At 35.0% G+C, this 25,816-nt stretch carries 25 protein-coding genes and 1 other annotated feature (1 of these 26 running past the window's edge); all 25 genes read left to right on the top strand.

All coding sequences use genetic code 11. The features are described from left to right. The first annotated feature begins 28 nt into the window (after nucleotides 1-28). Nucleotides 29-466: a division/cell wall cluster transcriptional repressor MraZ gene (mraZ, locus tag VQL36_RS13645; protein WP_349249853.1), complete on the top strand. Its 438-nt coding sequence runs from the start codon at nucleotides 29-31 to the stop codon at nucleotides 464-466. Nucleotides 467-493: 27 nt separating this feature from the next. Further along, nucleotides 494-1,444: a 16S rRNA (cytosine(1402)-N(4))-methyltransferase RsmH gene (gene rsmH, locus VQL36_RS13640; protein WP_349249852.1), complete on the top strand. Its 951-nt coding sequence runs from the start codon at nucleotides 494-496 to the stop codon at nucleotides 1,442-1,444. Between the two features lie 27 nt (nucleotides 1,445-1,471). Further along, nucleotides 1,472-1,885, top strand: coding sequence for a cell division protein FtsL (gene ftsL, locus VQL36_RS13635; protein ID WP_349249851.1), 414 nt, complete (start codon nucleotides 1,472-1,474; stop codon nucleotides 1,883-1,885). Nucleotides 1,886-1,899: 14 nt separating this feature from the next. Continuing rightward, nucleotides 1,900-4,107 carry a penicillin-binding transpeptidase domain-containing protein gene (locus VQL36_RS13630; protein ID WP_349249850.1) on the top strand — a complete coding sequence of 736 codons (2,208 nt, stop codon included), beginning with the start codon at nucleotides 1,900-1,902 and terminating at the stop codon, nucleotides 4,105-4,107. Between the two features lie 143 nt (nucleotides 4,108-4,250). After that, nucleotides 4,251-6,176 carry a stage V sporulation protein D gene (locus tag VQL36_RS13625; protein WP_349249849.1) on the top strand — a complete coding sequence of 642 codons (1,926 nt, stop codon included), beginning with the start codon at nucleotides 4,251-4,253 and terminating at the stop codon, nucleotides 6,174-6,176. 52 nt (nucleotides 6,177-6,228) lie between these two features. Next, nucleotides 6,229-7,734 (top strand): UDP-N-acetylmuramoyl-L-alanyl-D-glutamate--2,6-diaminopimelate ligase, encoded by a 1,506-nt coding sequence (locus VQL36_RS13620; RefSeq protein WP_349249848.1) that lies wholly within the window; start codon nucleotides 6,229-6,231, stop codon nucleotides 7,732-7,734. Then, nucleotides 7,715-9,106: a UDP-N-acetylmuramoyl-tripeptide--D-alanyl-D-alanine ligase gene (locus VQL36_RS13615; RefSeq protein ID WP_349249847.1), complete on the top strand. Its 1,392-nt coding sequence runs from the start codon at nucleotides 7,715-7,717 to the stop codon at nucleotides 9,104-9,106. The genes VQL36_RS13620 and VQL36_RS13615 overlap by 20 nt, the downstream gene beginning before the upstream one ends. A gap of 13 nt (nucleotides 9,107-9,119) precedes the next feature. After that, on the top strand, nucleotides 9,120-10,076 hold the full coding sequence (mraY, locus tag VQL36_RS13610; protein ID WP_349249846.1) for a phospho-N-acetylmuramoyl-pentapeptide-transferase: 957 nt from the start codon (nucleotides 9,120-9,122) through the stop codon (nucleotides 10,074-10,076). 13 nt (nucleotides 10,077-10,089) lie between these two features. Further along, nucleotides 10,090-11,478 carry a UDP-N-acetylmuramoyl-L-alanine--D-glutamate ligase gene (murD, locus tag VQL36_RS13605; RefSeq protein WP_349249845.1) on the top strand — a complete coding sequence of 463 codons (1,389 nt, stop codon included), beginning with the start codon at nucleotides 10,090-10,092 and terminating at the stop codon, nucleotides 11,476-11,478. A gap of 30 nt (nucleotides 11,479-11,508) precedes the next feature. Next, entirely contained in the window at nucleotides 11,509-12,600 is a 1,092-nt protein-coding gene (gene spoVE / locus VQL36_RS13600) for a stage V sporulation protein E (RefSeq protein ID WP_349249844.1), read from the top strand. Nucleotides 12,601-12,733: 133 nt separating this feature from the next. After that, a complete protein-coding gene (murB, locus tag VQL36_RS13595; RefSeq protein ID WP_349249843.1) occupies nucleotides 12,734-13,639 on the top strand; it encodes a UDP-N-acetylmuramate dehydrogenase in 906 nt (301 codons plus the stop codon). 15 nt (nucleotides 13,640-13,654) lie between these two features. Continuing rightward, nucleotides 13,655-14,926 (top strand): UDP-N-acetylglucosamine 1-carboxyvinyltransferase, encoded by a 1,272-nt coding sequence (gene murA / locus VQL36_RS13590; RefSeq protein ID WP_349249842.1) that lies wholly within the window; start codon nucleotides 13,655-13,657, stop codon nucleotides 14,924-14,926. A gap of 106 nt (nucleotides 14,927-15,032) precedes the next feature. Further along, on the top strand, nucleotides 15,033-15,833 hold the full coding sequence (locus VQL36_RS13585; RefSeq protein WP_349249841.1) for a cell division protein FtsQ/DivIB: 801 nt from the start codon (nucleotides 15,033-15,035) through the stop codon (nucleotides 15,831-15,833). Nucleotides 15,834-16,024: 191 nt separating this feature from the next. Next, complete coding sequence (gene ftsA / locus VQL36_RS13580; RefSeq protein ID WP_349249840.1) at nucleotides 16,025-17,278, top strand: cell division protein FtsA; 1,254 nt, start codon at nucleotides 16,025-16,027, stop codon at nucleotides 17,276-17,278. 82 nt (nucleotides 17,279-17,360) lie between these two features. Continuing rightward, nucleotides 17,361-18,497 carry a cell division protein FtsZ gene (gene ftsZ, locus VQL36_RS13575; protein ID WP_349249839.1) on the top strand — a complete coding sequence of 379 codons (1,137 nt, stop codon included), beginning with the start codon at nucleotides 17,361-17,363 and terminating at the stop codon, nucleotides 18,495-18,497. Between the two features lie 231 nt (nucleotides 18,498-18,728). Then, a complete protein-coding gene (gene spoIIGA, locus VQL36_RS13570; protein ID WP_349249838.1) occupies nucleotides 18,729-19,646 on the top strand; it encodes a sigma-E processing peptidase SpoIIGA in 918 nt (305 codons plus the stop codon). A 48-nt stretch (nucleotides 19,647-19,694) separates the two neighbouring features. Next, nucleotides 19,695-20,417 carry an RNA polymerase sporulation sigma factor SigE gene (gene sigE, locus VQL36_RS13565; RefSeq protein WP_349249837.1) on the top strand — a complete coding sequence of 241 codons (723 nt, stop codon included), beginning with the start codon at nucleotides 19,695-19,697 and terminating at the stop codon, nucleotides 20,415-20,417. A gap of 128 nt (nucleotides 20,418-20,545) precedes the next feature. Continuing rightward, the gene (gene sigG / locus VQL36_RS13560; RefSeq protein ID WP_349249836.1) at nucleotides 20,546-21,337 is read left to right on the top strand and encodes an RNA polymerase sporulation sigma factor SigG; all 792 of its coding nucleotides are present in this window, start codon (nucleotides 20,546-20,548) and stop codon (nucleotides 21,335-21,337) included. Between the two features lie 163 nt (nucleotides 21,338-21,500). Next, nucleotides 21,501-21,785 carry a YlmC/YmxH family sporulation protein gene (locus tag VQL36_RS13555; RefSeq protein WP_349249835.1) on the top strand — a complete coding sequence of 95 codons (285 nt, stop codon included), beginning with the start codon at nucleotides 21,501-21,503 and terminating at the stop codon, nucleotides 21,783-21,785. Between the two features lie 177 nt (nucleotides 21,786-21,962). After that, nucleotides 21,963-22,790: a peptidoglycan editing factor PgeF gene (gene pgeF, locus VQL36_RS13550; RefSeq protein WP_349249834.1), complete on the top strand. Its 828-nt coding sequence runs from the start codon at nucleotides 21,963-21,965 to the stop codon at nucleotides 22,788-22,790. Between the two features lie 2 nt (nucleotides 22,791-22,792). Continuing rightward, nucleotides 22,793-23,476, top strand: a complete 684-nt coding sequence (locus tag VQL36_RS13545; RefSeq protein ID WP_349249833.1) for a YggS family pyridoxal phosphate-dependent enzyme — start codon at nucleotides 22,793-22,795, stop codon at nucleotides 23,474-23,476. 128 nt (nucleotides 23,477-23,604) lie between these two features. Beyond that, nucleotides 23,605-24,048 carry a cell division protein SepF gene (locus tag VQL36_RS13540; RefSeq protein ID WP_349249832.1) on the top strand — a complete coding sequence of 148 codons (444 nt, stop codon included), beginning with the start codon at nucleotides 23,605-23,607 and terminating at the stop codon, nucleotides 24,046-24,048. A 6-nt stretch (nucleotides 24,049-24,054) separates the two neighbouring features. Next, complete coding sequence (locus VQL36_RS13535; RefSeq protein WP_349249831.1) at nucleotides 24,055-24,324, top strand: YggT family protein; 270 nt, start codon at nucleotides 24,055-24,057, stop codon at nucleotides 24,322-24,324. Between the two features lie 9 nt (nucleotides 24,325-24,333). Continuing rightward, nucleotides 24,334-25,116, top strand: coding sequence for an RNA-binding protein (locus VQL36_RS13530; RefSeq protein ID WP_349249830.1), 783 nt, complete (start codon nucleotides 24,334-24,336; stop codon nucleotides 25,114-25,116). Nucleotides 25,117-25,193: 77 nt separating this feature from the next. After that, nucleotides 25,194-25,715, top strand: a complete 522-nt coding sequence (locus tag VQL36_RS13525; RefSeq protein WP_349249829.1) for a DivIVA domain-containing protein — start codon at nucleotides 25,194-25,196, stop codon at nucleotides 25,713-25,715. A gap of 55 nt (nucleotides 25,716-25,770) precedes the next feature. Continuing rightward, nucleotides 25,771-25,816, top strand: a binding site (T-box leader) (it continues 202 nt past the right edge of the window).

Raw genomic sequence — 25,816 nt, 5'->3', positions numbered from 1 at the left:
CATAGGGGTGAGAGAGGGGTAAGATCGTATGTTCATGGGTGAATATCAACATAACATAGATGAAAAAGGTAGAGTCATTGTACCTTCTAAATTTCGTGATGCCCTTGGTCCAACCTTTATCATAACCCGTGGATTAGACCAATGTTTATTTATCTACCCGTCCGAAGAATGGGCAGTTTTAGAAAAAAAGCTAAAAGCGCTGCCTCTCATGAAATCTGATGCAAGAGCATTTACACGGTTTTTCTTTTCTGGAGCAACAGAATGTGAGTTAGACAAACAGGGAAGGGTAAATATACCGAACAACTTAAAATCACATGCGAAATTAGAAAAGGAATCGATCTTCATTGGAGTTTCTAATCGAATTGAAATTTGGAACAAAGAAGTTTGGGAAGGGTATTTCCAACAATCTGAAAGTTCTTTTAATGAAATTGCTGAAAAATTAGTCGACCTAGATTTCGATATGTAGACATTATCATCTTTGGAGGGATCGCAAGTGTTTCATCACATCACTGTATTAAAAGAAGAGGCTGTAGAGGCATTAAATATTCATCCTGATGGAATATATGTAGATTGTACGTTAGGAGGAGCCGGACACAGTTCATTAATAGCTTCCAAATTGAGTTCGAAAGGTTTATTAATTGCATTCGATCAAGATGACTCAGCAATACAGCATGCAAAGAAAAAACTCGATCCTTTTTTGGACAGAGTCATTTTCATTAAGAGTAATTTTCGCAATCTTAAGCAAGCTTTAAGTGAACTAGATATTCCAAAAAAAGAAGGTGTTCCACAAGTAAGTGGCATTTTATTTGATCTTGGTGTTTCTTCACCACAATTAGATGAAGCTGATCGTGGTTTTAGTTATAATCACGAGGCTGAATTAGATATGAGGATGGATCAAACAAGTCCACTCACAGCTTTTGAAGTTGTAAATGAATGGTCTGAACAACAGTTGATTCAAATACTGTTTGAATATGGCGAGGAGAAATTCTCAAAAAGAATAGCAAAAAAAATTGTACAAACCAGGATGGAAAGTCCTATCCATTCAACTAAAGAACTCGCTGAAATAATTAAGGAGGCCATACCTGCAGCAACAAGAAGAGTAGGTCCTCATCCAGCCAAGAGAAGTTTTCAAGCTATACGTATAGCTGTAAATGATGAATTAGGTGCTTTTGAAACAGCACTTCATCAAACGATAGAATGTTTGACACCAGAAGGCAGGGCTTCTGTGATCACTTTTCACTCATTAGAAGATCGAATGTGTAAAAAAATATTTTCACATTATATGCCTAAATGTACATGTCCATCAGATTTTCCAGTTTGTGTTTGTGAAAATAAAGCAACAATCAAATTAGTTCAAAAGAAACCAATGTTACCGAGTGAGGAAGAAATAGAATTAAATCCAAGAGCTAGATCAGCCAAGCTTAGAGTAGCGGAAAAATTATAGTTTTTCTATGAAAAAGGGGAGATTTTAATGGCCTTTCGAGTTCAGGGGAATTTAGCTGTACAGGAAGATGTAAATAGAAATGTTTATCGAAAAAAGACACAAACTACAGTGAATCGGAAAAAGGCGATTTCTGCACCTGAGAAGCTGCTTTATTTAGTTTCAATTATTATGTGTGTTGTTATAGCAGGGTTTGTTATATTTAAAAACGCACAAATTTATGAAACGAATACGAAAATACAGCAGATCTCTTTTGATATACAGCAGTTAGAAAAGGAAAATAAAAATTTAAAGCTTGAAGTAAGAAAAATGGAGGACCCTAAGAGATTAATTGAATATGCTGAATCATTTAACTTTGCTTTAACGGATGAAGCAAATGTACTTCAAATTTCTCCAACTACAAATAAATCTGGAACAAATGAAGATATCGCTTTTATAGATTAATGGAGTTGAAAATGATGAATAAAAAATCCAAAGTTCGCTCGTTGCTTTTTGGTGGGGTATTTACCCTTCTTTTTTTTGGACTCTTATATCAGGTTTATTCGCTTCAAATTATTCAGTCCCCTGCTCTTTTACAGAAGGCACAGGATTCTTGGGAAAAAAACCAATATATTCCTGCTCAAAGAGGTTTTATTTATGACCGCAACGGTGAGGTGTTAGCACAAGATGCGGAAGCTTATACGGTAGCTGTAAGTCCACGGACTATTAATGATAATGATTTGGTTTTTGAAGTTATGAATGCTTTAACACCTTTGTTAAAGATGGATGGTCTTGTTAAACAGGAGAAATTACATGGTATCGTTACGAAGCAAAAAGAGGATGGCACTTTTTATGGACAAAGAGAGATTCGTAATGAGGGTTGGAAAATTGATGTCACAACTGCTGAACAAATCAGAACGGCGATAAATGAGAAGGGATTAGAGGGCAGCGTATATTTGATTCCAGAAGTAAAACGTACTTATCCTGCTAATGACTTAGCTTCACATGTATTAGGTTACGTTAGGAAAGATGGGGAAGTTCGATCAGGTCTCGAGGTTTATTTTGAAGATTTATTAAATGGAACACCAGGTTACCGCAGCTATCAAAGTGACTCAAAATCTTACGAGATACCAGATAGCAAGGTGACGTTTACACCCCCGGAAAATGGAGAGTCTCTGAAACTTACTATAGACGAAAACATACAATTGTATGTTGAACAAGCAATTGAAACAGCTTATGAACAATTTAAACCGAAAAGTATGACAGCAATTGCGGTAGATCCCCACACGATGGAAATCCTAGGTATGGCAAACCTGCCTAATTATAACCCAAATGAATATTGGGATTTTGATTCTCAAAATGATTTTAAAAATCATGCTGTCAGTTCCCAATATGAACCAGGATCAACCTTTAAAATTGTGACACTAGCAGCGGCTGTAGAAGAAGGTTTGTTTAATCCAGAAGCAACTTATCAATCCGGTTCTATTCAAGTGCCAGGCGGGAGGTTGAAAGACCATAATAATGGCGCTGGTTGGGGTGTTATTTCCTATTTAGAAGGTTTGAAACGCTCTAGTAACGTTGCGTTTGTCAAACTCGGATACGAGCAATTAGGTAAAGATACTTTAGAACAATATATGAATGATTTTGGTTTTGGTCAACCAACAGGAGTTGAACTCCCAGGTGAAGTTTCAGGGAAAATTAGTCTTAAGTGGGATGCTGAGGTAGCGACTGCGACGTATGGTCAAGGAATCACGGTAACGACAATACAACAAATTGCGGCAATGTCTGCAATTGCAAATGGTGGAAAGTTGTTAAAACCTCAAATCGTAAAAGAGATTATTGATACTGATACTGGTGAAGTTATTGAAAGTTTTTCACCTGAAGTAGTACGTCAAGTAATATCAGAAGAAACAGCAAAAGAGGTAGGATTGTATTTAGAGCAGGTTATCTCAGATCAATCGATTGGAACAGGTAGATTAGCTTATATGGACGGCTATCGAGCGGCTGGGAAAACGGGAACGGCAAATGTAGTAATTAATGGTAAATATGCAAATGATATATGGTTAAATTCCTTTATTGGTTTTGCTCCGGTTGAAGATCCAAAAATCGCATTGATTGTAGTGGCAGATCAGCCAGATATTGGTGGGAATTACAAGTTGGGTAGTTCGGTTGTAGCTCCTGTTTTTAAAGAAATCATGTTGAATAGCTTAAGGTATTTAGGAGTTGCAACAAAATCAGATGAAGGATTTTCACAGGAAGAAATAATGATTGAAACACCAAATGTCGTAGATCTTACCGTTCTGGTTGCTGAAAATGAATTTGAAAAAAATGGCCTTTCATATGAGGTGTTAGGAAATGGGAGTCATGTGATTGAGCAATTCCCTGCGGCGGATTCTGAAATGGCACTTGGTCAAAGTGGGTATCTTCTTACTGAGTCACCAGAAAATATACCTGTGCCTGATTTAACAAATAAATCACTGCGAGATGTTTTACAAATTTGTCTATTATTAGAAATTGAATGCGAAGTGAATGGATCAGCTTATGTTGTTGATCAGGAAGTAAGGTATGAAGGGAATGAAAGAGTTGTTATATTAGAGTTACAGACTTTAGAGCAACAAGCAAAAACAAAACTTGAACAAACAGAGGAAAGTGAACTAGAAGGTGATGATGTATCTGCATCAGATTAAATTGCGGAAGGTAGCTAAATTTTTTATGCCTGTGTATCTTAGCACTTCTTCACTTTTTAGGGCTATAAGCTTGTTCTAACCCTGATCCTTGTTGAATATCCTTGATATCAATAGGAATCAACGATTGGGATAAGGGGGAGACCATGAGAATCTCTAACGTTACGCTAAGAAAAAGAATATTTATAGCTCTTTTGCTAGGAGTTATAGGTTTTATAAGCTTGTGGATTAGACTTGGTTATGTGCAGCTATGGACTGGTCCTGAACTGTCTCAGAGAGCAGAAGACACATGGAGAAGGAATATTCCTTTTGAAGCTAAAAGAGGTGAAATTGTAGATCGTAATGGGGAGCAATTAGCTTATAATATTACTTCACCATCTGTATTAGCTATACCGGTTCAAATTGATGATGCAAAGTCCACTGCAAAACAACTGGCGAGCATTCTGCAAATATCTGAAGAAAAAGTATTTGGTTTAATTACAAAAAAAGAATTAATTGTTAGGATACAGCCTGGTGGTCGGAAAATATCAGTTGAAAAAGCACAGGAAATAAGAAAATTGAATTTACCAGGAATTGTTATTGCAGAGGACAACGAAAGGTATTATCCTTACGATAACCTAGCTTCACATGTTTTAGGTTTCACAGGTATTGATAATCAAGGTCTTACAGGTATTGAATTAACCTATGATAAGTATTTAACAGGTACAAAAGGCAATATATCCTTTTTATCGGATGCAAAGGGTGATTTAATGCCAAACGCTTCTGAACAATACAGTGCTCCTAAAGATGGACTAACTTTACAATTAACGTTAGACAAAAATATTCAAATGATTGTTGAGCGTGAATTGGATCAGGCAATGACAAAGTATCAACCAGATAGCGCATTAGCCATTGTGATGGATCCTCAATCTGGTGAAATACTAGCAATGTCTACAAAACCGGACTATGAACCAGGAAATTATGCTGAATATGATTCAAGTATTTATAATCGAAATTTACCCATATGGAAAACATATGAGCCAGGCTCAACCTTCAAAATCATTACGTTGGCTGCAGCATTAGAAGAGAATAAAGTGAATTTAAAGCAAGACACTTTTCATGATCCTGGAGCTATAGAAGTTGCGGGAGCCCGTTTACGTTGCTGGAGACATGGAGGACATGGGAGCCAGACTTTTTTGGAGGGAGTGGAGAACTCCTGTAACCCTGCCTTTGTCATATTAGGTCAACGTTTAGGAAAGGAGACCTTATATGATTATATTAAAGATTTCGGATTTGGAACTAAAACCGGCATTGATCTTGGAGGGGAAGAGAACGGAATCTTATTTAATTTGGATCGAGTAGGACCTGTTGAACTAGCAACTACTGCATTTGGTCAGGGGGTTTCGGTAACACCAATTCAACAAGTTACAGCTGTATCTGCAGCCATAAATGGAGGAACATTATATACACCTCAAGTTGCTGGAAAATGGATTCATCCTGAAACTGGTGAAGTAGTAAAAGAAGTTGAACCTAAAGCTGTTAGAACAGTTATTTCTGAAGAAACATCCAAACAGGTTCGTGAAGCATTGGAAAGTGTTGTAGCTAATGGAACAGGTAGGAACGCATATATTGATGGGTATCGTGTAGGCGGAAAAACAGGTACAGCTCAGAAAGTCATTAACGGAAGGTATTCTCCCAATGAACATATTGTTTCTTTTATTGGTTTTGCACCAGCAGATGACCCCCAAGTCGTTATTTATGTTGCAGTGGATAACCCAAAAGGTATACAATTTGGGGGAGTAGTTGCCGCTCCTATCGTTAAAAATATGATGGAAGACACCTTGCGCTACATGAAAGTAGAGCCTAGAGAGGATCAGATCGAGAAAGAATACAAATATGGTGATATTAAATATAAAGAAGTGCCTAATTTGGTAGGTATGACTACAACTGAAATCATACAAAGTTTAAACCCAAACTTTCAATTAACAAAATCAGGGGAAGGTAATGTAGTTGTAAGTCAAGCTCCAAAGGCTGGAGAAAGAGTTGAAATAGGTTCAACAATTCGTGTCTATTTATCAAATAAAAGTGAATAAATGTGCTTAAAGCTACTGGTATTATCCATACTTTAGTTTTGGGGGGTTAGCCATGTTACTCAAAGAATTCGCCTCATTATTAAAACTTTCGAATCTTCATGGAGATCCAGATACAGTGATTACAGGCATTAAAACTGATTCTAGAAAGGTGAAGTCAGGGGATTTATTTATTTGTATTGTTGGACATCGAGTGGATGGTCACCAATTTGCAGAGCAAGCTGTTAAAAATGGTGCCGCAGCTTTGGTTGTACAACAGGATGTAGAAACGAATGTCCCGAAAATACGTGTAAAAGATAGCGGATATGCGATGGCTGTATTTGCTTCAGCATTTTACCAATATCCAAGTCATAAAATGAAACTTATCGGAGTGACTGGAACAAATGGAAAAACCACAACAACCTATTTAATTGATAGAGTATTAAGAGATCAATTTTATCGTACAGGATTAATGGGTACGATTCAAATGAAAATTGGTGATCAGTCATATAATGTAGAAAATACGACACTTGAAGCACTAGAGCTACAAAGAAGTTTAGATATGATGCTAAAAAGTAATATTGATTATTGTATAATGGAAGTTTCAAGCCATGCCCTAGAATTGGGGCGGGTGATGGGCTGTGATTATCGCACTGCTATATTCACTAATTTAACACAAGACCATTTAGACTATCATGGTACCATGGATAAATATATGCAGTCTAAGGGTTTATTGTTTTCTAGATTTGGGAATACATTTTCTAATAATCCTGAAAATAAAAAATATGCTGTATTAAACGGCGATGACCCAGTATCTAATTATTATAAGAAAATTACTACAGCTGAAGTATTTACATACGGTATTGATAAGGAAGGTGTGGATGTTCGAGCAACAGATATTCGTATTTCCTCAAAAGGGACCAATTTTAAAGTCATTTCCTTTGTTGGAACATTGGACTTTCATCTTCAACTTATCGGTAAATTTAATATATATAATGCTTTAGCTGCTATAACTGCGTCTGTTATAGAGGAAATTCCTTTAGAAGAAATCAAAGAAAGCCTAGAGAAGATAGAGGGTATTGATGGGCGTTTTGAGTCTGTATATGAAAATCAGGAATTTTTAGTCATTGTTGATTATTCTCATACACCAGATAGTCTTGAAAATGCTTTGAAAACAATTTCTGAGTTTGCTGAAGGTAAAATTGTTTGTGTTTTTGGTTGTGGAGGAGATAGGGATCGTACAAAACGACCTATAATGGGACATATTGCAGCAAAATATTGTGATTATGTTTATGTCACATCAGATAACCCTCGTTCAGAGAACCCGATTCGCATTTTATCGGATATAGAGAAAGGGATTATAGATTCAGGGATGATAGGGAGTCAATATGAACTGATTGAAGATCGTCATCTAGCGATTAACAAAGCAATCTCAAATGCTAATGCAAAGGATGTAGTTTTAATTGCTGGTAAAGGTCATGAAACATATCAGGAAGTTCAAGGGATAAAAATAGATTTTGACGATAGATTAGTGGCAAAGAACGTGATAAGGAGTATAATAAATGATGATCCGAGCATATGATGATATAATCGATATGTTACATGTAGAACAATTTACACAAATAAAAGAACCAGTTATCATTCAAGGGGTATCTACTGACTCAAGAAATATAAATCAAGGAAGTTTGTTTATTCCACTAGTTGGTGAAAATTTTGATGGACATCTTTTTGTTGAAGAGGCATTCAACAAGGGGGCGGCGGCTTCATTATGGCAAAAGGATCATGAATCCCCCCCTGATCATGTTCCACTTATTTTTGTAGACGATACGTTATTAGCTTTACAGGAACTTGCTAAGCAGTATATGAAACAGGTTGAGGCAAGGGTAATAGCCATAACGGGAAGCAATGGGAAAACTACGACAAAAGATATGATTGCCGCTATTTTATCTACCACCTATAAAGTTCATAAAACAGAGGGCAACTTTAATAATCAGATTGGATTGCCGCTAACTTTACTTCAAATGAAAGAAGATACACAATTTGCAGTTCTTGAAATGGGTATGAGTGGCAGGGGAGAAATTGACTTGCTAAGTAAATTGGCTGAGCCTGATATTGCCATTATAACCAATATAGGAGAAGCTCACTTACTTCAATTAGGATCGAGAGAAGAAATAGCAAAAGCAAAATTAGAAATCATAAATGGCTTGAAACAGGATGGATTATTTATTTATCCAGGTGATGAACCTCTACTTGAGAATATTTCTGAGCTCGGGTATAATTTACCTCCTTCCACAAAACGGATTCGTTTTGGTAAAAAGGAATCGAATGAAATCTATCCTACTTTTATAAAGATGGAACAAGATGGGGTGTATTTTGGATTAAATCAATCACCACCAAAGGGTTATTACATACCATTAATAGGAAGACACAATGTAATGAACGCTATTGCCGCTATTGCTGTTAGTGAATTACTAGCTATTAAAAAAGAAGATATTATTAAAGGATTAAAACATCTTAAAGTTTCGAGTATGAGAACACAAAAGATTCGAACCAATTCTGGATTTGTAATCATAAACGATGCATATAACTCTAGTCCAAATGCATTAAAAGCTGCAATAGAAATGTTGGAAGAATTAGAGGGATATCATCATAAAATGATTGTACTAGGTGACATGCTGGAACTAGGTGAGAATGAAAGAGAGCTGCATCAAGACATTGGGCGAAGACTTGATCCACATAAAATTGACTACGTTTTTACGTATGGAGATCTGGCAGAAGAGGTAGCTTTTGAAGCCCAAAATCATTATTTACCTGATCATGTAAAATCTTTTAAAAATAAGGAAAAGCTATTAAAAGAACTATTAACAATAGTGACAGAAAAAGATGTAATTTTAATTAAAGGGTCAAGAGGAATGAAATTAGAAGATATCGTGGACGAGTTGAAAAATAGATAAGGAGGCAGGGTTTGTGGATTATAATGTTATGTATTGGACAATAGGGGTCTCATTCATTCTAGCCTTGATTACAGGACCACTATTTATTCCCATCCTGCGGAGGTTAAAATTTGGACAACAAATTAGAACTGAAGGACCACAGGGGCATTTAAAGAAAAAAGGGACACCAACTATGGGGGGAATCATCATTCTCTTAGCCCTGTCTATTTCATTTTATAGATTTTCAGATCATTTTGGTTTGGAATTTTATATTTTAATCATTGCTACATTCGGTTTTGGTTTAATTGGTTTCTTAGATGATTACATAAAAATTGTTTTTAAGCGTTCGATGGGTTTAAGTGCTAAACAAAAACTATTAGGTCAGCTTTTTGTATCCATCTTGATATGTGTACTGTTAAGTTCTATGGATTTCAGTACAGCTCTCCATATACCTATTGCTGACATAAGTGTAGACTTAAGCTGGTTCTACTATCTATTCATTATAATTGTCTTATTAGGTACAACCAATGCGGTTAACTTAACTGATGGTTTGGATGGATTAGTATCCGGTACAAGTGCCATTGCATTCGGTGCTTTTGCGATCATCTCTATGATGAATACTCAATTCGAAACAGCTGTTTTTTGTGCAGCTATGATTGGTGCAGTTTTAGGGTTTTTAGTATTTAATGCACATCCGGCAAAAGTATTTATGGGGGATACGGGTTCATTAAGTATCGGCGGGGGGTTGGCTGCTGTTGCGATACTTACTAAAACTGAGCTTTTATTAGTTGTCATAGGCGGGGTGTTTGTCATTGAAAATCTATCAGTTATCATTCAGGTCATCTCATTTAAAACCACAGGTAAACGTGTCTTTAAAATGAGCCCAATTCACCACCATTTTGAATTAAGCGGTTGGTCGGAATGGAGAGTTGTGATTTCATTTTGGTTGTTAGGTTTAATGTTAGCTGGTATAGGACTTTATATTTATTAAGGGGCTGTAAATAATGAAACATCCCAGTTTCTATAAGGATAAAACCGTACTTGTATTGGGTTTGGCTAAAAGCGGACAGGCTGCTGCACAAATTTTTTACGAATACGGTGCAAACGTTATTATTAATGATAAAAAAGAAAAAAAATATTGTCCTGAGGCGGATGAGTTAGAGGCGTTGGGAATTACTGTCATCTGTGGTGGCCATCCTAAAGAATTAATTCATTCTGATATTACTCTTATTGTAAAAAATCCTGGCATACCATATCATGTGCCACTGATTCAAAAAGCCATAGAAATGGAAATCGAAATTGTTACTGAAGTTGAAGTAGCTTATCATATCAGTGAGGCTCCTATGATTGGAATTACTGGCTCTAACGGTAAAACAACAACGACTAGTATAGTCGGAGATATATTATCTGCTGCTAATCAACTGCCCATTGTAGCAGGAAATATCGGAACTCCATTATGTGAAGTTGCAAAAGATGCAAAATCCAACCAATGGATTGTAGCAGAGTTAAGCAGCTTTCAATTAAAGGGGATTCGTCAGTTTAAACCTAAAATATCTTGTTTGTTAAATTTATATGAAACACATTTAGATTATCATCTTACTTTGGAGGATTATATTGAATCCAAAAAAAATCTATTTAGAAATCAATCGGCTGAAGATATAGCTGTTTTGAATTGGGATGATGAAATTTGTCGTAATATAGCTAAAGAAATTGAAGCTTCAATCCTACCAATTTCATCAAAAAAAGAATTGGAATATGGGGTATATATATCAAAGGGAAAAATTGTATATAGGGATAACAACGGAGTTGAACATTTTATTATTGAAACACAGTCTTTAGGGATGGGTGTAAGACACAATAAGGAAAATGCTCTGTCTGCAGCTGCAATTGCTATTGCTGTAAATACCGATATAAAAATTATACGTGGTGTTTTAGAGCATTTTAATGGCATTGAACATCGACTTGAATTTGTTGCTGATAAGGATGGCATTGAATTTTATAATGATTCAAAAGCTACGAATCCAACTGCTACGAACAAAGCGTTAGAAGCATTTGAGAAAAATGTAATATTGATTGCTGGAGGTTTAGACAGAGGTTCGAATTATATGGAACTGCTGCCATTGTTTAAAACTAGAATAAAAGGACTAGTAACATTAGGTGAAACTCGTGAAAAGTTAAAAAAAATTGCTGAATTAGCAGAAATAAAATCTTTTCGATCTGTAGAAACCTATCAGAATGAAAATGATGCCATGAATCAAGCCGTGATATTATCTGAACAAATGGCTGGTGCAGGGGACGTTGTATTACTATCTCCAGCATGTGCTAGCTGGGACATGTTTAAAACCTTCGAGGAACGTGGAAGAATGTTTAAGGAAGCGGTGCATAACCTTTAATAAATAAGGTTGTACTAGGAGGAGGATTTAATGTCAAAAATCCGTTCTGCACCAGATTCCTTAATTATTGTATCCACGTTATTACTTTTAGGAATTGGTTTAATTATGGTTTACAGTGCAAGTGCTGTTCTGGCTTTTCACAATTTCGGTGATTCCTTATTTTATTTAAAAAGGCAGTTTATTTTTGCAGTTTTAGGTATCATTGCATTATTCGCCACAATGAACATCGATTATTGGGCTTGGAAAAAATTTGCTAAAGCGATTTTGCTCTCAGGTTTTATAATGTTAATACTCGTTTTAATCATAGGAGATGTGCGAGGTGGAGCAAAAAGCTGGTTAGGGGTTGGTTCACTAGGCATCCAACCTTCAGAATTTATGAAACTAGCAATTGTTTTATATTTAGCAAAATTCTTAGTTGAACGGCAAACCGAAATCAGTTCTTTTTTTAAAGGTCTAATGCCACCGTTATTACTAGTAGGTACTTCATTTGCTTTGATCATGCTGCAGCCCGATTTAGGGACGGGCGCTGTACTTGTTGGAGCTTCCATTATTGTCATTTATGTAGCGGGAGCAAAGATTTCCCATCTAGTTAGTTTAGCTATGATTGGTGTAGTAGGGCTAGTTGGTTTAATTATAACGGCACCCTATCGTTTAAAACGAATTACAGGGTTTTTAAATCCATGGGAGGACCCACTAGGCTCTGGTTATCAAATTATTCAATCATTATATGCTATAGGTCCTGGTGGATTAGTTGGATTAGGTTTGGGGAGAAGCCGGCAGAAGTACAATTATTTGCCTGAACCGCAAACTGATTTTATTTTTTCTATTATTTCCGAAGAACTGGGTTTTATAGGAGGAAGTGTTGTATTGCTATTATTCTTGATATTGATATGGAGAGGATTTAGAGTAGCAATTACAGCACCGGATTCATTTGGAAGTTTACTTGCAGTTGGGATTATAGGTATTATTGGAGTACAAGTGATGATTAATATCGGTGTTGTCATCGGAATATTTCCAGTAACAGGAATCACACTGCCTTTGATCAGCGCAGGTGGTTCTTCTTTAACTTTATTACTAACTGCAATCGGAATTTTACTTAATATCTCAAGATATTCAAGGTGAAAGAAGGAAATGTCTCCTACACTATATCCTTATTTCCTAAAGTCTGTCTTGTAACCAATTGTCATGATAAAACATAAAATAACCTATAATCGTGACAAAGCTAACTTATAACCCTGCAGAAGGAGGTTATCCCATGAAAAAAGTCATTGATGAATTACATGCAGCTGGGATTACTGAGGTGTATTTGAATGAACCAATGGCTGAATATACGACTTGGAAAATTGGTGGTCCTGCCGATTTATTCATTGTGCCAGAAAATATAGAAATGTTAACGGAAACGATCAAAATCTTAAATAAACATCAAATCCCGTGGACACAAATTGGTAGAGGCTCTAATTTGCTTGTTCTAGATAAAGGAATAAGAGGAGCTGTTATCAAACTAGGAAAAGGATTTGAAACGATACATTTTGATAATAATCGGGTATATGCTGGTGGATCATATTCTCTAATCAAATTGAGTGTTCTGGCTGGCAAAGAAGGATTAACCGGTTTGGAATTTGCAGGAGGTATACCAGGCACTGTGGGAGGAGCCGTATATATGAATGCAGGAGCTCTCGGGTCAGATATGTCACGAATACTATCAACAGCTAAGATTGTACTGGAGACAGGGGAATTGGTTGAATGGTCAGCAGACGATTTGGAATTTGCATATCGTAATTCTATTCTTCATGCCAAAAAAGGTATCGTTGCTGAAGTTGTTTTAAATCTTGAGTACGGTGATCGTAAAGAAATTGCCCATTTAATGGCAACGCATAAAGAATATAGATTAAGGACTCAACCGTTGCAATTTGCATGTTCGGGGAGTGTGTTTAGAAACCCTGATCAGCATCACGCTGCTAAACTGATTGAACAAGCGGGTCTTAAAGGTACACGTATCGGTGGAGCAGAGGTATCGACCCTACATGCCAATTTCATTGTCAATACAGATCAAGCGACAGCTAGAGACGTCCTCACCTTAATGGAACATATTCAGAAAGTTGTATATGAAAAATTCGATGTACTTCTAGTTCCGGAAGTTCTGCAAGTAGGTGAGCGTTAATTCGGAGGTGAGACATTGGAGAAATTGGTTATCGAAGGTGGGAGACCTCTTACAGGAACGATTCGTATTCACGGATCAAAAAATGCAGCATTACCTATTCTAGCAGCTTGTATACTAGTTGATGGTCAACATACAGTAGAGAATGTTCCAGATTTACTAGATATAAAAGTTATGATAGACATATTACATGCAATAGGCTGTAAGGCAAACCACCAAGATGGAAGAGTAATGCTGGATACATCATCTATATATTCATATCATATCCCTGAAGATTTAATGAAACAAATGAGATCATCCATTTTTATGATGGGACCTCTATTAGCTAGGTTTGGTCAAGTACAGGTTTATCAACCTGGTGGATGTGCAATCGGAGAAAGAAAAATAGACTTGCACTTAAAAGGACTAAGAGCGTTAGGGGCTACCGTTGAAGAATCTAACAACACCATCATTTGTCGTGCAAATAAATTAATTGGAGCAGATATACACTTAGATTTTCCTAGTGTTGGTGCAACTGAAAATATTTTAATGGCAGCCGTATTGGCTGAAGGAGAAACAACGATCCATCAGGCTGCGAAGGAACCTGAAATCGTAGATTTACAAAACTTTTTGAACACACTAGGAGCTAAAATTACTGGAGCGGGTTCGGATAAAATTCAGATCGTAGGTGTGAAAAAATTAACGCCACGTCGTTATAGGATTATTCCTGATCGAATTGTAGCAGGAACATTAATGATTGCTACAGCAGTTACAGGTGGGAAAGTAGAACTTACATCCACATGTCCACAACATTTGGAATCCCTAATTCATGTGTTAAAAAAAGCGGATGTTCAAATTACTTTGAAAAATGATATAATTAACATTAATAGTTTAGGTAGACCAAAATCATTAGATCGAATAGTTACCTCACCATACCCGGCTTTTCCTACAGATTTGCAATCACAGATTATGGTATTGTTATCTTTGTCTGAAGGAATTACTACCATAAAGGAAAAGATATTCGAGCAACGTTTTAAACATGTTGATGAATTGAAAAAAATGGGTGCAGATATTCAGGTGAACAATAACATTGCGTATGTTAGAGGTGTTCCTAGATTGTATGGGGCTTCAGTCAGAGCTACCGATTTAAGAGCTGGTGCAGCTTTAGTAGTGGCAGGGTTAGCTGGCAAAGGAACAACCACAATTGAACAAATTCATCATATTGATAGAGGATATGTAAACATCGAAAGTATTTTTAATCAATTAGGTGCTAATATAACTAGATGTGTTGAATCACCAGTGTCAAAATGATTTCCTCATATTTGAAGTCCGGTGCTCATGTAAACATGTATATTTGAAAATTCAACATTGGATAACTTTGGCGAGTAGTCTAGGGAGCCTTTTAGGTGGTGAACTTATGGAAAAACAAAACAGCGTGCCTGTATTGCGCAATCGAAATACTAAAACACGCAGCAACCGAAAGCTGTTGCTGCTTCTTTTTTTGTTTTTCACTGTCATATTAGTTATTTTATTTTTTAATTCGTCATTAAGTAAAATAAATACAATTTCTATTCAAGGTACTCATATTTTATCAGAAAAAGAACTTAGACAAGCCCTATTATTAAATGAAGGAGATTCTTATTTTTTTATTGAGAAAGAAAAGGCTTTAGAACAGTTAAATTCAAATAAAGTAATTCATTCGATAGAATTCATTAAGAAATTTCCTGGACAAATTGAAATTAATATTACAGAGTTTCCAATTGTAGCTTATGAAGTGAATTCAAACACAAACCAAATAGAAGTTATTTTTTCTAATGGGTTTACTAAGGAAGTAGAAAATCACGAGATTATGATAGACAAGCCCATATTAACTGGCTGGTCAGAGGAAAATGAAGATGTTAAAATTGAGCTTAGTCAAGTTTTAGGAAGGATACATGATCAACTGCTTGTTGAAATATCTGAAATCAGACCGCTCCCTCCTACTTTATCTTATAATGATAAAATTATGATGTATACACGCTCTTCTTATGAAGTGGTTACAACGGTTAGTTATTTAGAAGAGAAGATTTTGTATTTGGATAATGCGATTAATAAATTAAAACAAAATGACAAAACGTCTGGAAGAATCAATTTGTTGGATTCTGATACATTTGAACCAATTGATATAGGAGAAAATACTCAAATTAATAGTACAGAAGATTCGATTGAAATCGATTAAATATTATATTAAAATATTACTTCTAAATATTAAGAAAAGATGTTAATATTGTATTTATGGGATTAGATAGAGTTAGATTAATATTTTTAAATAAATTTTACATAAAAAAGAGGGAAAAATTAAGCTGTGTTGAATAAGTTACAGAAGTGTATTCAAAAATATAATCTTTTTGAAACAGGAGGTGCCAAAGGGTGAGCAGCAATGAAACCATTGTTAGTTTAGACATCGGTACATCCAAAGTTCGAGTAATTATAGGTGAAATCCATAACGGTGCTATTAATATTGTAGGAGTTGGGTCTTCTGACTCACAAGGAATACGAAAAGGTGCTATCGTTGATATTGACCAAACTGTGCAATCTATTAAAAAAGCAGTTGATCATGCTGAGCGTATGGTAGGTATTCAAATTTCTGATGTATATGTCGGGATTTCTGGCAATCATATTGACTTACAGTCAAGCCATGGTGTTGTAGCTGTATCGAATGATGATCGAGAGATTGGTTATGAAGATATAGAACGAGTCCTTCAAGCCTCTAAAGTGATCGCATTGCCGCCAGAACGGGAGATCATCGGAGTTGTACCAAAGCAGTATTTGGTTGATGGGTTGGAAGGAATACAAGATCCAAAAGGCATGATAGGAGTTAGACTTGAAGTTGAAGCAACGATCATAACAGGTGCCAAAACAAATGTTCATAATTTACTTCGTTGTGTAGAAAAAGCAGATCTAAAAATCTCTGGATTAACCCTACTGTCACTTGCTTCTGCTCAATTGGCATTATCAAAAGATGAAAAAACTTTGGGAACCGTATTAGTAGATATAGGTGCTGGTGCGACTACACTAGCCATTTTTGATCAAGGTAATTTAGTAAAAACGACAACATTGCCTGTCGGAGGGGATTATATCACGAATGACATTTCCATAGGGCTAAGAACCCAAACTGGAATTGCTGAAATGATTAAAATCAAATATGGATGTGCTTTAGTTGGAGATGCAGCCGAAGATCAGGTATTTAAAGTACCACGCGTAGGAAGCAATTCTGAAAAACAATATTCACAAGTGGATCTAGCTCATATTATTGAACCTCGTGTAAGGGAAATTTTTCAGCTTATTCAAAAAGAAGTGAAACAACTTACTGACAACGATATCGCTGGAGGATATGTCATAACAGGTGGATCAGTTTCTATGGCAGGTTTATTAGAAGCAGCTCAAGAAGAATTGAAATCTTCAGTTAGAGTAGCAGTGCCTGATTTTATTGGTGTTCGAGATCCATCCTATACAAATGGGGTTGGTATCATACAGTATGTTTATAAATATGCAATGTATCAATCTCTTGAAGATGAATCGTCAAATTATAGTCAGAATAAAGCTGTGAAAAGACCAACTAGCACAACAAACAAACCAGGTGCATTCGAACGATTTAAAAACTGGTTAAGTGAATTTATATAATTTTAATAATCAATTTTAATCCTAAGAAATAACTTCTAACTCAACTTAGTGTATTGTTTAAAGGAGGGGGAAAATACCTACTATGTTAGAATTTGATATGGAAGTAGAACAACTAGCTAAAATAAAAGTAATTGGTGTCGGTGGTGGAGGTAGTAACGCAGTAAATCGAATGATAGAGTTCGGAGTTCAGGGAGTTGACTTTATTACTGTTAATACAGATGCTCAGGCACTTCACTTGGCAAAGTCTAATGATAAATTACAAATTGGAGAAAAGTTAACTAGAGGTTTAGGAGCAGGTGCTAATCCTGATATAGGTAAGAAGGCTGCAGAAGAATCCAGAGAAATGATCATTCAACAATTACAGGGAGCTGACATGGTTTTTGTAACTGCTGGAATGGGAGGCGGAACTGGAACAGGAGCAGCTTCTGTTATCGCAGAAATTGCAAAGGAATGTGGGGCCCTAACTGTAGGAGTCGTTACACGTCCATTTACATTTGAAGGTAGAAAGCGTTCTTTACAAGCAGAGCAAGGAATTGCTGCTTTAAAAGAAAAAGTAGATACTTTGATCATTATTCCTAATGATCGATTACTTGAAATTGTGGACAAAAAAACACCAATGCTTGAAGCTTTTGGTGAAGCAGATAATGTATTGAGACAAGCTGTGCAGGGAATTTCAGACCTTATAGCTGTTCCTGGACTTATTAATCTAGATTTTGCAGATGTAAAAACCATTATGGCAGAACGTGGTTCAGCACTGATGGGAATTGGAGAAGGAACTGGGGAAAACCGTGCAGCAGAAGCAGCAAAAAAGGCGATTATGAGTCCATTGCTTGAAACCTCAATTGAGGGTGCACGTGGTGTTATTATGAATATTACTGGAGGTTCAAACCTTAGTTTGTTTGAAGTAAATGAAGCAGTAGAGTTAGTAACAGCTGCTTCTGATCCTGAAGTGAACATGATTTTTGGTGCGATTATTGATGATAAAATGAAAGACGATATTAAGGTTACTGTTATTGCAACAGGGTTTCAAAATCAAGGAGGAACTAATCAAGCCGGATCTAATCAAACAACATCAACTCCTGCTCAGAAACAAAACTCAAAATCTGTAGACTCTAGATTATCCAATTTAAAACCATTTGGCAACTATTCAGAGAATGAAGATCAATTGGATATTCCAACGTTTCTAAGAAATAAAAACAGAAATAGACATAATGATTAAAAAATAGAATATTGCTAGAATTTATACGAAGAACCTTTCCGATGTGGGGAGGTTTTTTGTTATGCATACAACTCTTATTGAAGAAAATAAAACTACAATCCTTCCTTGAATTTTATGTAAAAAATCCTTCGATTCGACAAAAAAAGTTATTCCAACGAGGCGAATTTAGACAGACTTCGGAATAGAGTTACTATATACTGTTTTTATCTCAAATGTTAGGGAAGTTTGCAGATGATAATTTATTTGGATCTCGTATTTTTAATCAACTTTTTCATTGATGCTGTGATATTACAATCAACAGCTTGGACGTGTAAGTTCAAATTGAAATGGTGGAGATTAGTTTGTTCAGCATCGTTTGGTTCTTTATATGCGATGATGATGTTTTTTCCCTCGTTAACTTTTATGTATACTTTTTTGATTAAATGTGCGTTTTCTATCATGATGATTTTCTTTGCGTTTGGGTTTAATCGGCTACAATCATTTTTAAGACACCTTGCAACCTTTTATTTTATCAATTTTATCGTTGCTGGTGGAATGTTTGCTCTACATTATTTTTTTCAAACATCAAATGAGATTTATAATGGGATGATATTTACACAATCAGGAGGTCAGGCTTTTCCTTTACAAATCAGCTTTTTCTTTTTACTTTTTTTATTTTTCATCATGCTTTGGTTTTATCGAGGTGTCTTTAAAAGTTTGAAAAGTAAAGAGAGAATAACAAATTTCTTAGTAGATGTTGAGATTGTTATAGATGATTATACTGCTAGATGTAAAGGGTTAATTGATACTGGAAATCAACTATATGATCCTCTTACCAGAACACCAGTGATGGTTATGGATGTAATCTACTGGAAAGATGCACTTCCTGAAAACTGGTTATCCTATGTATCCCAAATGAATACTGAAATGATGTTTGATAGCTTTGGCAGTGAAGACTTTAAATGGCAAGATCGAGTAAGGTTAGTACCATACAAAGGTATTCATGCTTCCAGTCAATTCATGCTCGCTGTAAAACCAGATAAGGTGGTGATTTTACAAGATGGTAAAAGCTTTGTCGTACACAAAGTATTGGTTGGAATCAAGGATGGTAAACTTTGTACAGATAACTCTTATCAAGCGATTATTCATCCATCGTTAATAGAAGTATAACTAGGTGTGACAGAGGCTTTAACAGAATATTCTCTCAGGGAGGAAAATATGCTTTCTAAATGGAGATTCGTATTACAAATTTATATTTTTAAAGTTTTATTCTTATTAGGCTACAAAAATGATGAAATTTATTATATTGGTGGAAGTGAGGCTCTACCTCCACCTTTGAGCCGAGAAGAGGAGGAAGTTTTACTTAAAAAACTTTCTTCAGGAGATGCTGCTATTCGTGCTATGTTAATTGAAAGAAATTTGAGACTCGTTGTGTACATTGCAAGAAAATTCGAAAATACAGGGATCAATATAGAAGATTTGGTTTCCATTGGAGCTATCGGTTTAATTAAAGCAGTAAATACTTTTGATCCTACTAAAAAAATTAAATTGGCTACATATGCTTCACGATGTATTGAAAATGAAATTTTGATGTACCTTAGACGAAATAATAAAGTAAGAACTGAGATATCATTTGACGAACCTTTGAATATTGATTGGGATGGGAATGAATTATTATTATCCGATGTGATGGGTACAGAAAATGATGTCATTTACCGAAATATTGAAGAACAAGTTGATCGTAAGCTGCTAAAAAAGGCATTGGAAAAACTGTCTGATCGAGAAAAAGTAATTATGGAGCTGAGATTTGGTTTAGCGGATGGAGAAGAAAAAACTCAAAAAGATGTAGCAGATATGTTGGGCATTTCACAATCCTATATTTCAAGATTAGAGAAGAGAATTATTAAACGTTTGCGAAAAGAATTTAATAAAATGGTTTAAGTCAGTGCAGGAGTATGTTTAGTGAATTTTAGAAAAAAATGAATAAAAGTTGTATTTTTGATATTGGAATAAAAAATAATTCCAAGGGGATAATTAACATTAATGTTTCTCCTTGGGAGGTATTCACATTGACTCGAAACAAAGTTGAGATCTGTGGTGTTGACACCGCAAAGCTTCCAGTATTGAAAAATGCAGAAATGAGGGAATTATTCGTACAGTTACAGACTCACAATGAAATTTCAGCAAGAGAAAAATTAGTCAATGGCAATTTAAGATTAGTTTTAAGTGTCATTCAAAGGTTTAATAATCGAGGAGAGTTTGTCGATGATTTATTTCAAGTGGGATGCATTGGGCTAATGAAAGCAATTGACAACTTTGATTTAAGTCAAAATGTTAGATTTTCAACCTATGCTGTTCCCATGATTATTGGAGAAATTCGTCGGTATCTTAGGGACAATAACCCGATTAGAGTATCACGTTCACTTCGTGATATAGCCTATAAAGCTTTACAAGTTAGAGATAGTTTAACAAATCAAAACAACAGAGAACCTACTATATTTGAAATTTCTGAGGTACTGAATGTTCCTAAAGAAGATGTCGTATTTGCTTTAGATGCAATTCAAGATCCTGTATCCTTATTTGAGCCTATATATCATGATGGAGGAGATCCAATTTATGTTATGGATCAAATAAGTGACGATAACAATAAAGATGTTTCTTGGATTGAAGAAATCGCTTTAAGAGAAGCAATGAGAAAGTTAAATGATAGGGAAAAAATGATTCTTTCAATGAGGTTTTTTGAAGGAAAAACACAAATGGAGGTAGCAGAAGAAATCGGGATTTCTCAAGCACAAGTATCACGATTGGAAAAAACAGCAATATCACAAATGCAAAAGCATGTTAAAACTTACGAGAATTAGAGCATAACTAACATAGAGACTTGTCTTTTAATTAAAAAATAAAAGGCAGTCTCTTTTTTATTGTTAAGGTGATTTTTTTATTTACACTTTTTGTGGTACATATGGACATTTTATTTAACTTACACATATATTAATATAAATACTTAAAGATTGTGGTGATAACATGAAAATATCTGACTTCCAAACTAAGGATGTTATCAACATAGTGGATGGCAAAAAACTTGGTTCGGTTAGTGACTTAGAGTTAGACCTTAGACAAGGTAAAATTGATTCTATTGTTGTTCCGAGTCAAGGGAAATTTTTTGGATTATTTAGTGGGGATAATGAGGTTGTTATACCATGGAGAAATATAGTTAAAATCGGAATGGATGTTGTGCTTGTAAAACTTGACGACACTAGGGCATATCGAGCACCTGATGATGAAGGAGAGTATTATCACAACTATTGAGGAGGGTTAAGTAAAAGATCGTACAGAGAAATATCTCTACTATCTTTCGCAAACTTCAGTTACGATCTCTTTCGAGTTTTTTAAAAGACTAATCTTAGTGTGACTAGGGTGGATATTTTTATCTACTCTATTTAAGTGTGTACTATTATGTTAAAATATAGCTAATGAGGTGAGAATATGGAGCCTTTTGTCAAAGTTACTGAAGCGCAAAAACCTACTTTATTGTACTTGTCTAAATGGATGGAGCAATATCCTCAACTATCTGCAGGTTTCACTACAAGAGTAGGAGGAGTAAGTAAAGAATATTTTGCATCTTTAAACTGTGGTTTACATGTAAATGATAGTCAAGAAGATGTTGTTACTAATCGTGAAATGGTAGCAGAAGCGATTGGGTTTTCATTTGATACAGTGACTTGTGCAAACCAAGTTCATGGTGATCAAATAGCAGTCATAACGCAAAGTGAAAAAGGAAGAGGGAGATTCTCACAAGAAGATTCGATACCTTTCAAAGACGCTTTAATTACAAATGAACCAAATATTTGTTTAATTTCATTTTATGCAGACTGTGTGCCTCTTTATTTTTTTGATCCTGTACAACAAGTGATAGGTATTGCGCATGCTGGATGGAAGGGTACATACTTAGAAATTGCTGAAAAAACGATTAACAAAATGAATGAAGAATACGGAAGTAAACCTGAAAATATTTTAGCTGCAATCGGACCTTCCATTGGAGATTGCTGTTATGAAGTAGATAAACGAATCATCAATCATTTTGCAAATAATCAATACTTTTATTCTTCAATTCAACATAAGGGGAATGATAAATATACACTTAATTTAAAAGAAATGAATCGGCAGATTATGCTGAAGGCGGGTATTTCACCAACTCATATTGAAATGACTCAATATTGTACTGGCTGTTTCACGGAACTATTTTATTCTCATCGAATAGAAAAGGGTTTGACAGGGCGAATGATGAGTTGGATTGGACTAAAGGAGAGGTAATCTTGGATTTACAAGAAAGAATTCAACACATAGAATCACGTATACAAGCAGCATGTAATAGATCAAATCGGAACAGAAAAGATGTAGAGATCATAGCTGTAACCAAGTATGTATCCTTGAAGACTGCAGAGAAAGCAGTTGAATTTGGTTGTAAACACATTGGGGAGAATAGATGGCCAGATGCAGAGGAGAAAGTGAGTGTACTAGCCACAAAATCAACCATGCATTTTATTGGACATTTGCAGTCTAAAAAAGTGAAACATATCATCGGGAAGTTTCCATATATTCATTCCATTGATCGAATTTCTTTAGCTAAAGAAATTGAAAAACAAGCATTAATCCAAGATGTAAATGTCAATTGTTTTATTCAAGTAAACGTTTCTGGTGAAGAGTCCAAATATGGAGTATCACCTGATGAACTATATTCGTTAGCTGAAAGCCTAACACCATATAAACATCTAAATGTCGTCGGATTGATGACAATGGCTCCATTTGAAGAAGATAAAGAAAAAACAAGGCCTATTTTTAGAGAATTAAAAAGATTAAAGGATCGTTTAAATGAAAAACAAATATTTAATTACAATATAAGTCATCTTTCAATGGGGATGTCAAATGATTTTGAAATTGCTATTGAAGAAGGAGCTACTTTTATTCGTTTAGGTTCACAATTGGTTGGAAAAGAGTGAACTCGTTTAAGCAAAGCTTAAACATCGGAAAATCAGATGGAGACTCTACTCCACCTGATTTGGGAGAACCACCTATAGAGGTGGGTGTCTTAACGCTAAAATAGCAGGATAAAGGAGGCATTATAGTCATGGGAGTTATTCATAAATTTTTAGATTTTTTTGGTTTACAAGAAGAAGAAGTTGTAAAAAAAGAAACGATAATTGAGGAAATTGATGATGACTCATTTGAAGATGAGAAGCATTCCAATACAAAAAATGCAAAAAATAATGTTGTTAGTATCCATTCAAACAAAAATAGTCGTGTGGTTTTAAATGAACCTCGTACTTATGAGGAAACTCAAGAAATTGCTAATCATATAAAGTCACGAAGAGCAGTTATCGTGAACTTACAGCGTGTTCGTTCTGATCAAGCTATGCGTATAGTGGACTTTTTGAGTGGAACGGTTTATGCTTTAAATGGTAGTATATCAAAAATCGGTAGTAATATATTTTTATGCACACCTGACAGTGTAGAAATTGAAGGTTCAATTACCGAATTATTGAAAGAAGATATAGAAGAAAGGAACAGGTGATAAACGTTGAGTATTGAACAAATAATCGGAAGCATTTTGAATATTTATATTTATATGATTATTGCTTACGTATTATTATCATGGGTCCCTAATGCAAGAGATAGCTTCATAGGGGAATTGTTGGGGAAAGTTGTAGAGCCTTATTTATCCATATTCAGAAAAATTATTCCTCCAATCGGTGGTATGATTGATATTTCTCCAATAATTGCGTTAATTGCATTGCAATTTGCAGCGTCTGGATTAGCTAGTGTCATTGCATTTTTATTTGGTGGGTAAATGCCATAAATGAAAACATCAATATACGAACACTTTCATGCAGATGAGCGCACCTTTGTTGATAAAGTTTTTGATTGGATCACTAGAACAGAAGAGCGACATATTACAAAATTGACTGATTTTCTTGATCCTAGACAAGCTTATATTTTAGAAACAATGATCAATTCAAATTTAAATGTTCAACATTTGTTATTTGGGGGATATGAAGACGCTGAAAGAAAGAGAGCTTTAATTGTCCCAGATTATATGATGACCCAGAAAGATGAAATTCCGATTCAAGTGCTTTCTATACGTTCTGATGATGATAAATTTTCAAAGTTAAACCATGGGGATTTTTTAGGAGCAATATTAGGTCTTGGAATAAAAAGAGAAAAAATAGGGGATTTGCATTTATTAAAGGATCAATGCCAATGTATCGTTGCTGAAGAAATTATTGATTATGTAAATTTACATTTACATCAAGTTCACAGAGTGCATGTAAGTACCGACATTGTTCCCCTAGTACAATTAAAGCCGATTCCAGTTGAAATGGATGAAAGTTTTATAACAATTCCTTCACTACGTTTAGACAGTATTATTAGCGATGCAGTAAAAATGAGTAGATCAAAAATATTACCGTTTATAAAAACAGGTAAGTGCAAAGTGAATTGGAAAGTAGAGGAAGATCCTTCAAAAGTTTTAAATGAAGGAGATGTTATATCTTTAAAAGGTTTTGGTCGTTTTAAAATTATAAGCATAGAAGGAAAAACAAAAAAAGGCAACATTCGATTAAAAATAGGAAAATACATTTGAAAAATTTGCAGGAATTTAACATTTATCGTCGAATGTTAACACTTATAAAATTTATTATGTTTCAAGGAGGTGCAGAAATGTCACTAACACCATTAGATATACATAACAGAGAATTTTCTAAAACATTTCGCGGATATGATGAAGACGAAGTAAATGAGTTTCTGCAACAGATCATCAAAGATTATGAAGCACTTATTCGTGAAAATAAAGATCTGAAAGAAGAAGTAGGGGCAATTAAAGAAAAATTAGAACACTTTTCTAATATTGAAGATACATTAAGTCAAACGATTATCGTCGCCCAAAATACTGCAGATGAATTAAAATCAAATTCTAAAAAAGAAGCTGAACTCATTATAAGAGAGTCAGAGAAAAATGCGGATCGTATCATAAATGAATCATTAGCTAAATCAAGAAAAATCGCACTTGATAATGAGGAATTAAAAAAACAAGCGTCTATTTATCGTACAAGATTCCGCTCTTTATTAGAAGCACAATTAGAAATGTTAAATGATCAGAGTTGGGAATGGGATTCTCTAGAGAAGGACTCAAACCATACTATAGATTATTTATCAGATGAGAAAATTTCAAAAGTTGAATAGCTTTTGCATTGACTCTAATTAAAAATTTAGATATACTGCTGTATTATAATCATTTTATAAAACGTTGATTGGGAACAGTAAATCGAATATACAGATTCAGC

This window comes from Chengkuizengella sp. SCS-71B, assembly GCF_040100845.1.
In the GTDB taxonomy this organism is placed as follows: Bacteria; Bacillota; Bacilli; order Paenibacillales; family KCTC-33759; genus Chengkuizengella.
Note: the sequence above shows the minus strand (reverse complement) of the source record. Positions and strands in the feature narration are given on the sequence as shown.